This window comes from Caballeronia hypogeia, from assembly GCF_001544875.2.
Taxonomy (GTDB): domain Bacteria; phylum Pseudomonadota; class Gammaproteobacteria; order Burkholderiales; family Burkholderiaceae; genus Caballeronia; species Caballeronia hypogeia.
In genome coordinates this window covers 16004-27686 of record NZ_FCOA02000017.1, presented here as the reverse complement: position 1 = coordinate 27686, position 11683 = coordinate 16004, and the positions used below count along the sequence as shown (strand labels likewise).

The following is an 11683-nucleotide window of genomic DNA, read 5'->3' as shown; positions in this document are numbered from 1 at the left end:
AAGGAATAGCTGGACGATGAGCTATCACGACGAACAAGAATCACTGGAAAGCGTAAAGGCCTGGTGGGCCAAATGGGGTAACTCCACGACGTGGATCGTCCTCGTGGCGCTCGTCATTGCCGCCGGGTACAACGGCTGGAATTTCTGGCAGCGCCGTCAGGCGGCCGAGGCATCGGTGCTTTACGACCATCTGCAGCAGGCTGTGAACGGTAACGATCAGGCACTGGTCGCGCGAGTCGCATCGGACATGGAGGACAAGTTCAGCGGCACGGGTTACGCGCAGATGACCGCGCTCGCGGCGGCGAAATCGTTCTACATGGCCGGCAACGCGGCGGGCGCGAAGGCGCAGCTGCAGTGGGCCATCGATCACGCGAAGGACGACGAGTACAAGCAGATCGCGAAGCTGCGCCTCGCGCTCGTCCTGCTCGACGAGAAGAATTACGACGCGGGTCTGAAGCTGCTCGCGGATGCGCCGCTCGACGCGTTCAAGGGCGTGATCGCGGATCGCCGTGGCGACCTGCTCGCCGCGCAAGGCAAGCGTGACGATGCGCGCGCGGCCTACAAACTGGCGCTCGACACGCTGCCGGCCAACGACACGTCCGCACGCCAGCTGGTCCAGTTCAAGCTCGATGCGCTCGGCGGCTGATCCGCTTCGTATCCGTCGACCCGGGCTTTGACCCATCAAGCCGCCGCGTCGCCATCGAGCGATGCGGGCGGCGCCGATCAACCGAATTCACCAATCCATGTTGCGTCCACCGATGACTTTTTTGAAACGCTACGCCGTGCCGCTCGCCTGTGCGATGACCGCCTTGTTGGCTGCTTGCTCGTCGACCAAGGATGAACGCCGCGTGCCGACACCGCTCGTGGACTTCAAGCCGGTGCTGAACGTCAATCAGGCCTGGAAAGCGAGCGTCGGCAAGGCTGGCCGCTATCTGTTCTCGCCGGTCGCGGTGGGCGATCACGTCTACGCTGCGGGCACGAACGGCACGGTCGCCAAGATCGATGCGAAGACCGGCCAGGACGTCTGGCGCACCAAGCTCAAGGACGATCTGTCGGCGGGCGTCGGCAGCGACGGCAATCTCACCGCGGTGGGCGGCCTGAAGGGCAAGGTCGACGTGCTCGGCGCCGACGGCAAGTTGCTGTGGACGGCCACGGCGCCGGGCGAAATCGTTTCGCCGCCGCTCGTCGGCAATGATCTCGTGATCGTGCGCACGATCGACGGCAAGGTGATCGCGTTCAACGCGCAGACCGGCGAGCAGAAGTGGGTGTTCCAGCTTCGCGCCGTGCCGCTGAACCTGCGCGTCTCGGCGGGCATGACCTTCGCCGGCAATCAGGCGGTGCTCGCGGGTTTCCCGGGTGGCGCGTTCGCGGCGATCAACCTGCAGACGGGTGATGCCTACTGGCAGGCGCCGGTGTCGTATCCGAAGGGCGTGACCGAAGTCGAGCGCATCAACGACGTGACCGGCGCGCCGGGTCTCGTCGGGGCGCAGACGTGCGCGGTGACGTTCCAGGGCCGCATTGGCTGCTTCGATGCGAACTCGGGTCGCCCGGTGTGGGAGAAGAGTTTCTCGAGCGACAGCGGTCTCGCGCAGACGGACAACGTCGTCGCGGCAGGCGACGATTGGTCGGTCGTCAACGCGTTCCGCGCGGCGGATGGCACGCCGCTCTGGAAGACGGAGGCGCTCAAGAACCGCAACGTCAGTGTGCCGTACATTCTCGGACGTGCGGTCGTGGTGGGTGACTATCAGGGTTTCGTGCACTTCCTGAATACGGAAAACGGCGAACTGATCGGCCGCGCGCCGACCGATGGCAGCGCGATCACCGCGGCGCCCGTGCTGGCGGGCGATACGCTCGTCGTGCAGACGCATGACGGCGATCTCTACGGTTTCCGTCCGGGTAGCTGAAGTCGCAGCGAGCCGCGAGGGACTTGAATCCCTCGCGCTCGTCGAGTAGCAAGCGCGCCGCGCGGCAGGCCCGGCAACCCCGGGCCGCACGAGAAAGAAGGTGATGCGCCGCGCGCGCATCGCGACACAACCTGCATGCAAAAGCAGGGACGTAATAACGAAGCGTGCGCGAACTCGCCGCGCAAGAAACGGCCTCGAGATGAGGCAAAGCCGGCGATCGACCGCCGAAGGCTTGATTCACCGGCGCGCCTCGCGTGCGGCAAGCCCAATCCATGCTAATTTTGACAAGCGCAGCCATTGCGCGGCGTAGCGGAACGCAACGAGACGTTTGAACCGCGCGTACCGCGTCCGCCTTGCGTTCAACCTTGAACAACATCAGATGAAACCCGTGATTGCCCTCGTCGGGCGCCCCAATGTGGGGAAATCGACTCTCTTCAACCGGCTCACGCGCTCGCGCGACGCACTCGTCGCGGACCTGCCGGGCCTCACGCGCGACCGTCACTACGGCGAAGGCCGCCTGGGCGGCGAGCGCCCGTATCTCGTGGTGGACACGGGCGGCTTCGAGCCGGTCGCGAAGGACGGCATTCTGCACGAAATGGCGCGTCAGACGCGTCAGGCCGTGGAGGAAGCGGACATCGTCGTGTTCATCGTCGACGGGCGCAACGGCCTGGCGCCGCAGGACAAGTCCATCGCGGACTACCTGCGCAAGACCGGCCGGCCGCTCTTTCTCGTCGTGAACAAGGCCGAGGGCATGAAGTACACGGCGGTCGCGTCGGACTTCTATGAGCTGGGTCTCGGCGATCCGCGCGCGATTTCGGCGGCGCACGGCGACGGCGTGCTGGAGATGATCAACGACGCGCTCGACATCGCGTACACGGATCAGCCGGAAGAAACCGAGGAAGAGAAGGCGCAGCATGGCGTGAAAATCGCGATCGTCGGGCGGCCGAACGTCGGCAAGTCGACGCTCGTGAACACGCTGATCGGCGAGGAGCGCGTGATCGCGTTCGACATGCCGGGCACCACGCGCGATTCGATCTACGTTGATTTCGAGCGACAAGGCCGCAAATACACCTTGATCGACACGGCGGGTTTGCGCCGTCGCGGCAAGGTGTTCGAAGCCATCGAGAAGTTCTCGGTGGTCAAGACGCTGCAGTCGATCGCGGACGCGAACGTCGTGATCCTGCTGCTCGACGCCCAACAGGACATTTCGGAGCAGGACGCGCATATCGCCGGATTCGTGGTCGAGCAGGGCCGCGCGCTGGTGGTCGGCGTGAACAAGTGGGACGGGCTCGACTCGCATGTGCGCGAGCGCACCAAGGCCGACCTTACCCGCAAGCTCAAGTTTCTGGACTTTGCTAAATTCCACTACGTCTCGGCGCTTGAGAAGACTGGCATCGGCGCATTGATGAAATCGGTCGACGACGCTTACGCCGCCGCGATGGCCAAGCTGCCCACGCCGAAGCTCACGCGCGCGCTCATCGAAGCGGTGGAATTCCAGCAGCCGCGCCGCCGCGGTCCGGTACGCCCGAAGTTGCGTTATGCGCACCAGGGCGGGCAAAATCCGCCGATTATCGTCGTGCACGGCAATGCGCTCGACGCGGTCACGGACACGTACAAGCGTTATCTGGAAGGGCGCTTTCGCGAAACTTTTGGACTCGCCGGCACTCCACTTCGCATAGAGTTTCGGTCGAGCCGAAACCCTTACGCGGACAAGGAATGAGAACCGCGTGAAGCCTTGCGCCACGGCGCCTTAGGCCATTTGGCCGATCTGGTGCCGAAAACGTGATTTAGCGAAAATCGGCTATAGTGTAGCGATTGTCGGCGGATCTCTTTTTCTTCGTCCACAATACTTCCAACCTGCAAAAAAACACGGAGTTTGCTATGAGCAACAAAGGGCAATTGTTACAAGACCCGTTTTTGAACGCACTGCGTAAAGAGCACGTGCCGGTGTCGATCTATTTGGTCAACGGCATCAAGCTTCAAGGAAACATCGAATCTTTCGACCAGTACGTCGTGTTGCTCCGAAATACGGTCACCCAGATGGTCTATAAGCACGCCATTTCCACGGTTGTGCCCGCCCGTCCGGTGAATTTCCACCCGGACGCTGAATCGTCCTAAACCATGCTTGCGACCGGCGCCTATTTGCCATTCCAAAGCGAACATTAAGCAACTCGCCGGTCGCTTCAAAAACTTAATACCATTAATTTGATCAACGCAGCGCTTGTAGGCATCGACTTCGGCAAGATCGATTTCGAAGCCAGTCTGGAAGAACTCAGCCTGCTCGCACAGAGTGCGGGCGCCCATCCCGCCGTCACGCTCACCGGCCGCCGTTCGAGCCCCGATGCCAAAATGTTCATCGGCTCCGGCAAGGTCGAGGAACTGCGCCTGCAGTGCGACGCGAACGACGTCGAACTCGTCATCTTCAATCACGCGCTCGCACCTGCGCAGCAGCGCAATCTCGAAGTCGCGCTGAATCGTCGCGTAGTCGACCGTACGAGTCTCATTCTCGATATCTTCGCGCAGCGCGCCCGCAGTCACGAAGGCAAGCTGCAGGTCGAACTCGCGCAACTGCAATATTTGTCCACGCGCCTGATTCGCGCATGGACCCACCTCGAACGTCAGAAGGGCGGTATCGGCTTGCGCGGACCTGGCGAAACGCAGCTCGAAACGGACCGCCGGCTGATCGGCGAGCGCATCAAGGCGCTCAAGTCGCGGCTTGAAAAGCTGCGCCGTCAGCATGGCACGCAGCGTCGTCAGCGCGTGCGTAACCGGACGATGTCGGTGTCGCTCGTCGGCTATACGAACGCGGGCAAGTCCACGCTCTTCAACGCGTTGACGAAGGCGCAGGCGTATGCCGCCAATCAGCTTTTCGCGACGCTCGACACCACCTCCCGCCGCGTGTTCTTGGGCGAGGAAGCGGGGCACGTGGTGGTATCGGACACGGTCGGGTTCATCCGCGAACTGCCGCACCAGCTCGTCGCCGCATTCCGCGCGACGCTGGAGGAAACCATTCACGCGGACGTGCTGCTGCATGTCGTCGATGCATCGAGCGCGGTGCGCCTGGATCAGATCGATCAGGTGAACGAGGTGTTGCGCGGCATCGGCGCGGACAACATTCGCCAGATCCTCGTCTTCAACAAGATCGATGCGGTGCCTGAGCTCGAAGCCCGTGGCGAGGCGGTTGAAAGGGACGAGTATGGTAATATTTCGCGCGTCTTTCTGAGCGCGCGCACGGGTCAGGGGCTCGATGCGCTGCGCGCTGCCATCGCTGAAATCGCCATGGCGGAATCCGGGGAAGCGGAAGCGGGCCTGCCCAGCGTGCTCGCGGAAACGTCGGAACCGCACGAGGCGCCCGAGGCCGAGGAATCCACGCAGTCCGGGTCAAACGCCACACACGACACGAACGCGCCGCCGGAGGACCACCGGCCGGCCGAAACACGTGACGATCACAAGGTTCCCGCGAACGGAGACTGATCCGTGTCGGAACGATATCGACCCCGCTGTCCAATGGTGAATCACCGAGTGAACGACTACAAAGAGCGGACTAACCGGCACGCCGAACATGCCGTCTTTTCGATCAACGATCCGCGCTGGGGGCGGGGCGACGGCAATGGCGTGAAGAACGACACGAAGCGCCCGCAGGACGGCAAGCGTCCGAATGGCAAGGACGAAGGTCCGCCCGATCTCGACGAAATGTGGCGTGAGTTCAATCGCCGCATCGCCGGCATGTTCGGACGCAAGCCCGGCAACGGCAACGGCGCGCCGCGCGACAACGGCCGCGGCACGAAGATCGGCGTGGGCGTCGTCATCGGCGTGCTGATCGCCATCTATCTCGGCAGCGGCGTGTTCGTTGTGCAGGACGGCCATGTCGGCGTCGTCTCGCAGTTCGGCAAGTACCGTCAGACGGTCTCGCAGGGCATTCACTGGCGCCTGCCGTATCCGTTCCAGTCGAACGAAATCGTTGATACCTCGCAGGTCCGCTCGGTCGAAGTGGGGCGCGGCACCGCGCTCTCGCAGAGCAACGTGCGCGACGCGTCGCTCCTGACGAACGACGCCGATATCGTAGACGTGCGGTTCGCCGTGCAGTACCAGATCAAGTCGCCCACGGATTTCCTGTACCGCAGCGTCAATGCGGACGACAGCGTCACGCAGGCCGCGCAGTCGGCGATCCGCGAGATCGCGGGCGGCCTCAAGACCGACGACATCCTGTACAAGGATCGCGAGTCGCTGCGCACGCGCCTGATCGAAACCATTCAGCGTTCGCTCGATACGTACCGCACGGGCCTGCAGGTGACGGGTGTAGCGGTGCAGAGCGTGCAGGTGCCGCAGCAGGTTCAGTCGGCGTTCGAGGAGGCGGCGCGCGTGCGCCAGGACAACGAACGCGCCCGCGACACGGCGCAAGCGTACGCGGACCAGTTGCTGCCGCGCGCCAAGGCCGACGCGGCCAAGCTGATCGACGAGGCGCGCGCCTACAGCAATCGCGAAGTCACGCAGGCGCAGGGCGACGCGGAGCGCTTCAAGGAGGTCTACGCCGAATACTCAAAGGCGCCCGCGGTCATCCGTCAACGCATGTACCTGGACACGATGCAGCAGATCTACTCGCGTACCACCAAGGTGTTCGTCGACAGCAAGGCAGGCAACAACGTCGTCTATCTGCCGCTCGACAAGCTCGTCGAGGCCAATCGTCAGCAGGCGAAGGAAACGGCAGAGGGCGCGAGCGGCGCCACCGCGGCGAACGTCCCGGCCGCCGACGGACAGCAGGCGCGCGCGCAGAACGCGGCGCCGGCGTCGACACCCGCTTCCGCCGCGCCGGCCATCCCGGCAAGCGCCGCCAGCGGCGCGAGCGCGAATGCCGGCTCCGACTCGATGCGCTCGCGCGATGCGTTCCGCTCGCGCAGCCGATCCGAAGACCTGCAGTAAGGAGCGCGAACATGAATCGAATCATTGCGCTCGTCGTCGCGGTCGTCATCGTGCTGTTCATCGGCTCGTCGATGATCTTCACCGTCGACGAAAGACATGCCGGCGTGGTCGCCGCGCATGGCGAAGGCAATCCGCGTCTCGAAGGTCCCGGCCTGCATTTCAAGCTGCCGCCTCCGTTCCAGACGCTCACGCTCATTGACACGCGCACGCTCACCATCGACGAATCCGGCGCCGACCGCTTCTCGACCGAGGACAAGAACGAAGTGCTGGTGAACACGGTGATCAAGTATCGCGTCGCCGATCCCCTGAAGCTCTTCGAGAGCAACGAGAAGAACACGCAGACGGCGCAGGAACGCATCGTCGCGCTCGCGCGCACGGCGCTCGCGAGCGCCTTCGCGAAGCGCTCGCTCACCGACGCGCTCGCCAGCCAGCAGGCGCTCGAAAGCGAGGCGCAGAAGAGCGTGGAAGGCGCGGCCGCGGCGTTCGGCGTGCAGCTCGTCGATCTGCAGATGACGCGCATCGACTTTCCGTCGGCAGTGGCGGACGCGGTCTACAAGCGCATGATCGCGGCGCGCCAGCAGGCGGCGTCGAACGAACGCGCCAAGGGTACGGCCGAGGCGGACCGCATCAAGGCCGACGCCGAGCGCGAGCAGCAGCAGATTCTCGCGGACGCCTACAGCCAGGCGCAGTCGATCAAGGGCGAAGGAGATAGTAAGGCGGCGGCCATAGCGGCCGATGCCTACGGGCGCGATCCGCAGTTCTACCAGTTCTATCAGAGCCTCGAAGCGTATAAGAAGACGTTCAAGCCGGGCGACGTGATCGTCGTCGATCCGAGCAGCGATTTCTTCCGCTTCATGAAGAGCCCGACGGGCGGCGCGCCGGATGCATCGGCGGCTGCCTCGGCGAAACGCTGATCCCGCTCGCGCCGCGCGCCGGATGTTTCCGGTCGCGCGGCTTTTCATTTTCCAGGACATGGCCGAGACGTTACTGCTCGCGATTGCGTTGATGCTGATCATCGAAGGCATGTTTCCCTTCGTTTTTCCGACCGCGTGGCGCGACACTTTTCGCCGCATCGCGGAGCGGCCGATTCACCACATCCGCATCGGCGGGCTGATCGCTATGGTGCTCGGCCTGATCCTGCTGCTCATCGCGACATGAGCGCGACAATGAGTCTCGCCCGGCAGGGCGCGGCCGGATCGCCTATCTTGTCCTTATCCTTTCGTCCTTGACCGTTGAAGTCCGCGAGCGCCGCGTGCCGTTACGCCAAACCTCGCGCCCCGTAGGAAAGCTATCGATGTCCACCTGGTTACTGCCCGAGAATATCGCCGACGTCCTGCCGTCGGAAGCCCGCAAGATCGAAGAGCTGCGCCGCAGCATGCTCGACCGGTTCCGCTCGTACGGCTATGAGCTCATCATGCCGCCGATGCTCGAATACATCGAGTCGCTGCTGACTAGCGGCGGAGGCGACCTGGATTTGCGCACCTTCAAGCTCGTCGATCAGTTGTCGGGCCGCACGCTCGGCCTGCGCGCCGACATCACGCCGCAGGTGTCGCGCATCGACGCGCACTTGCTGAACCGCCAGGGCGTGACGCGCCTGTGCTATGCGGGCGTCGTGCTGCATACGCGGCCGCGCGGCCTTCATGCGACGCGCGAGCAGATTCAGGTCGGCGCGGAAATCTACGGTCACGCGGGTCTCGAAGCCGATCTCGAGATCCAGCAACTGATGCTCGACTCGCTGCATCTCGCAGGTCTGAGCAAAGTGCGTCTGGACCTGTGTCACGCGGGCGTGCTGCAGGCGCTGCTGGAACTGGAGCCGGCGGCGGTGTCGCTCGGCCAGTCGCTTTATGACGCGCTCGCGAGCAAGGACGTGCCGCGTCTGCACGAACTGACGGCGCATCTCGGGCAAGTGCCGCGCGAGGCGTTGCGGGCGCTGCCGACGCTGTACGGCGACGCGTCGGTGCTGCAGATCGCCCGTGGCCGTCTGCCGAATCTGCCGGTGATCGCGCGTGCGCTCGACGACCTCGCATTTCTCGCGGGCCAGGTCGAAGGCGCGGAACTGATGATCGATCTGGCGGACCTGCGCGGTTACGACTATCACAGCGGCGTGATGTTCTCCGCGTATATCGACGGCGTGCCGAACGCGGTCGCGCGGGGCGGCCGGTATGACGATGTCGGCCTTGCGTACGGCCGTGCGCGGCCCGCGACGGGCTTTTCGCTGGACCTGCGCGAAGTGGCGCGCATCTCGCCGATGGACGCACGCGGCAGCGCGATTCTCGCGCCGTGGAAGCACGACGAACCGTTGCGTGCGGCCGTGCTGGCCCTGCGCGCGGCGGGCGAGGTGGTGATTCAGGCGCTGCCCGGCCACGACCACGATCTGGACGAATTCGCGTTCGACCGCGTGCTCGTCGAGCGTGACGGCAACTGGGTGGTCGAGGCGCGCTCCTGAAGCGGGCGATGAATACAATTGGTTGATCGGCAAGGCATTTCGCTTAGCCGATGCCAATCACGCGCGCGTGTCAAATTCGCGAAACGCGTCCCGAAAAACTCGGAAGCTTTCGCGAACATAGGTAAAATACGTTTTTAACCAGCTAACGAATCAACATGTCTGCCAGTGCAGTGAATGTGAACCCGGGACGCAATGTCGTTGTGGTGGGCACCCAGTGGGGTGATGAGGGCAAGGGCAAGATCGTCGACTGGCTGACGGACCACGCCCAGGGCGTCGTGCGCTTCCAGGGCGGTCATAACGCCGGCCACACGCTCATCATCGGCGGCAAGAAAACCATTCTCCGCCTCATCCCGTCGGGCATCATGCGCGCGGGCACGGCCTGTTACATCGGCAATGGCGTCGTGTTGTCGCCGGAAGCGCTCTTCAAAGAGATCGACGAACTCGAAGCCGCGGGCATTGACGTTCAGAAGCGCCTCTTCATCTCCGAAGCCGCCACACTCGTTCTCCCGTACCACGTCGCCATCGACCAGGCGCGCGAAGCCAAGCGCGGCGCCGGCAAGATCGGCACGACCGGCCGTGGCATCGGCCCGGCGTACGAAGACAAGGTGGCGCGTCGCGGCCTGCGCGTGCAGGATCTCTTCGACCGCGTCGTGTTCGAAGAACGCCTGCGCGAAGCGCTCGACTTCCACAACTTCGTGCTGACGCAGTATCTCGGCGCGAAGGCCGTCGACTTCCAGGAGACGCTCGACACGATGCTCGGCTACGCCGACCGTCTCGCGCCGATGGTGACCGACGTCTCCCGCCGTCTCTACGACGCGAACCACGCCGGCAGCAATCTGCTGTTCGAAGGCGCGCAAGGCACGCTGCTCGATATCGATCACGGCACGTATCCGTTCGTCACGTCGAGCAACTGCGTGGCGGGTGCGGCAACGGCGGGCGCGGGCATCGGACCTCAGCGTCTGAACTACATTCTCGGCATCACCAAGGCGTATTGCACGCGCGTCGGTTCGGGCCCGTTCCCGAGCGAACTGTACGACGCCGACAATCCGCAGCGTCAGGACAAGGTCGGTCTGGATCTCGCGACCGTCGGCAAGGAATTCGGTTCGGTCACGGGCCGTCCGCGCCGCACCGGCTGGCTGGATGCCGCGGCGCTGCGCCGTTCCATTCAGATCAACGGTATATCGGGCCTGTGCATGACCAAGCTCGACGTGCTCGACGGCCTCGACGAAGTGAAGCTGTGCACGGGCTATACGCTCGACGGCAAGCTGGTCGACATCCTGCCGCGTGGCGCGTCGGAAGTCGCGCGTTGCGAGCCGGTGTACGAAACCTTCGGTGGCTGGAAGGAAAGCACCATCGGCATCACGCAATGGGACGGTCTGCCGGAAAACGCGCGCAAGTACCTCACGCGCGTGCAGGAAGTCGCAGGCGTGCCGATCGACATGGTGTCGACCGGACCGGACCGCGACGAAACCATCCTGCTTCGTCATCCGTTCAAGGTCTGAGCTCGTTTCCCGAGCCTGACCCGAACCGGACGCAGTAAAGAATGTGGCCGCATGAGCGGCCACATTTCGTATATAACCTAAGCATTTGAAAGAGCCTCACATGATTGCGATGACGGACCCGCGCAACGACGACAAGAACCTCTGGGTCGGCTGGGACGAATACCACCGGCTGATCGAACTCCTCGCGCTGAACGTGCACGAGTCGGGCTGGAAGTTCGACAAGATCCTGTGTCTCGCGCGCGGCGGCCTGCGCGTCGGCGATCAGCTTTCGCGCATCTACGATCTGCCGCTCGCGATTCTGGCGACGAGCTCGTACCGCGAAGCCGCGGGCACGGAGCAGGGCGAACTCGACATCGCGCAGTACATCACGATGACGCGCGGCGACCTCTCCGGCAATGTGCTGCTGGTCGACGATCTGGTCGATTCGGGCGTCACGCTCGCACGCGTGCAGGAGCATCTGAAGGAACGTTACCCGGCTATCACCGCAGTGCGCTCGGCGGTGCTCTGGTACAAGGGATGCTCCAAGGTCAAGCCCGACTACCACGTTCAGTATCTTGAAACGAACCCGTGGATTCATCAGCCGTTTGAGGAGTGGGACACGGTGCGCCCGCATAACCTCGGCGCCTGGATCAAGCGCGGCATGCAAGCGTCGCGTGGATGATCCTCGAGGATTGACCGTCTCGAACGACGAACGCCGTTCGCCCGCGCACGATGCGCGGGCGCAACGGCGTTTTTGCTTTTTCGCCGGGCGCAACGACGCGACCGAAAGTGACGCGCATGCCCGCCGACGCACGCGGGGCACGATGCTAAACTCTCACTCGCGTATTCCGTGGTGTTCGGGCAACAGGCGGGAAGGCGTTTTCGCGTGCGACGTTAGATAGAATGGCGTTCGTTTCTTTCCGCCCTGGACG

Annotated in this window: 11 protein-coding genes; all 11 read left to right on the top strand. The window is 63.9% G+C overall.

All coding sequences use genetic code 11. The annotated features are described in order from the left end of the window. Positions 1-16 precede the first annotated feature (16 nt). Positions 17-646, top strand: a complete 630-nt coding sequence (locus AWB79_RS22880; protein ID WP_061169727.1) for a tetratricopeptide repeat protein — start codon at positions 17-19, stop codon at positions 644-646. A 112-nt stretch (positions 647-758) separates the two neighbouring features. Continuing rightward, entirely contained in the window at positions 759-1904 is a 1146-nt protein-coding gene (gene bamB, locus AWB79_RS22875; protein ID WP_061169726.1) for an outer membrane protein assembly factor BamB, read from the top strand. 379 nt (positions 1905-2283) lie between these two features. After that, complete coding sequence (gene der, locus AWB79_RS22870; RefSeq protein ID WP_061169725.1) at positions 2284-3624, top strand: ribosome biogenesis GTPase Der; 1341 nt, start codon at positions 2284-2286, stop codon at positions 3622-3624. Positions 3625-3785: 161 nt separating this feature from the next. Further along, positions 3786-4022: an RNA chaperone Hfq gene (gene hfq / locus AWB79_RS22865; RefSeq protein ID WP_006999489.1), complete on the top strand. Its 237-nt coding sequence runs from the start codon at positions 3786-3788 to the stop codon at positions 4020-4022. A gap of 87 nt (positions 4023-4109) precedes the next feature. After that, positions 4110-5378: a GTPase HflX gene (gene hflX, locus AWB79_RS22860; protein WP_061169724.1), complete on the top strand. Its 1269-nt coding sequence runs from the start codon at positions 4110-4112 to the stop codon at positions 5376-5378. 48 nt (positions 5379-5426) lie between these two features. Further along, positions 5427-6824 (top strand): FtsH protease activity modulator HflK, encoded by a 1398-nt coding sequence (gene hflK / locus AWB79_RS22855; protein WP_061169832.1) that lies wholly within the window; start codon positions 5427-5429, stop codon positions 6822-6824. Positions 6825-6835: 11 nt separating this feature from the next. Beyond that, positions 6836-7738, top strand: a complete 903-nt coding sequence (hflC, locus tag AWB79_RS22850) for a protease modulator HflC (protein ID WP_061169723.1) — start codon at positions 6836-6838, stop codon at positions 7736-7738. A gap of 22 nt (positions 7739-7760) precedes the next feature. After that, positions 7761-7982: a DUF2065 domain-containing protein gene (locus AWB79_RS22845; protein ID WP_061169722.1), complete on the top strand. Its 222-nt coding sequence runs from the start codon at positions 7761-7763 to the stop codon at positions 7980-7982. Between the two features lie 136 nt (positions 7983-8118). Further along, positions 8119-9270: an ATP phosphoribosyltransferase regulatory subunit gene (locus AWB79_RS22840; RefSeq protein ID WP_061169721.1), complete on the top strand. Its 1152-nt coding sequence runs from the start codon at positions 8119-8121 to the stop codon at positions 9268-9270. A gap of 155 nt (positions 9271-9425) precedes the next feature. Continuing rightward, positions 9426-10772: an adenylosuccinate synthase gene (locus tag AWB79_RS22835; protein ID WP_061169720.1), complete on the top strand. Its 1347-nt coding sequence runs from the start codon at positions 9426-9428 to the stop codon at positions 10770-10772. Positions 10773-10872: 100 nt separating this feature from the next. Further along, complete coding sequence (locus AWB79_RS22830; protein ID WP_061169719.1) at positions 10873-11433, top strand: phosphoribosyltransferase; 561 nt, start codon at positions 10873-10875, stop codon at positions 11431-11433. Positions 11434-11683: the final 250 nt, after the last annotated feature.

Excerpts from the sequence above, each read along its gene's own strand:
- der (WP_061169725.1), top strand. The coding sequence starts at position 2,284 with ATGAAACCCGTGATTGCCCTCGTCGGGCGCCCCAATGTGGGGAAATCG.
- AWB79_RS22835 (WP_061169720.1), top strand. The coding sequence starts at position 9,426 with ATGTCTGCCAGTGCAGTGAATGTGAACCCGGGACGCAATGTCGTTGTG.
- hfq (WP_006999489.1), top strand. The coding sequence starts at position 3,786 with ATGAGCAACAAAGGGCAATTGTTACAAGACCCGTTTTTGAACGCACTG.
- AWB79_RS22840 (WP_061169721.1), top strand. The coding sequence starts at position 8,119 with ATGTCCACCTGGTTACTGCCCGAGAATATCGCCGACGTCCTGCCGTCG.
- AWB79_RS22845 (WP_061169722.1), top strand. The coding sequence starts at position 7,761 with ATGTTTCCGGTCGCGCGGCTTTTCATTTTCCAGGACATGGCCGAGACG.
- AWB79_RS22830 (WP_061169719.1), top strand. The coding sequence starts at position 10,873 with ATGATTGCGATGACGGACCCGCGCAACGACGACAAGAACCTCTGGGTC.
- AWB79_RS22880 (WP_061169727.1), top strand. The coding sequence starts at position 17 with ATGAGCTATCACGACGAACAAGAATCACTGGAAAGCGTAAAGGCCTGG.
- bamB (WP_061169726.1), top strand. The coding sequence starts at position 759 with ATGACTTTTTTGAAACGCTACGCCGTGCCGCTCGCCTGTGCGATGACC.
- hflC (WP_061169723.1), top strand. The coding sequence starts at position 6,836 with ATGAATCGAATCATTGCGCTCGTCGTCGCGGTCGTCATCGTGCTGTTC.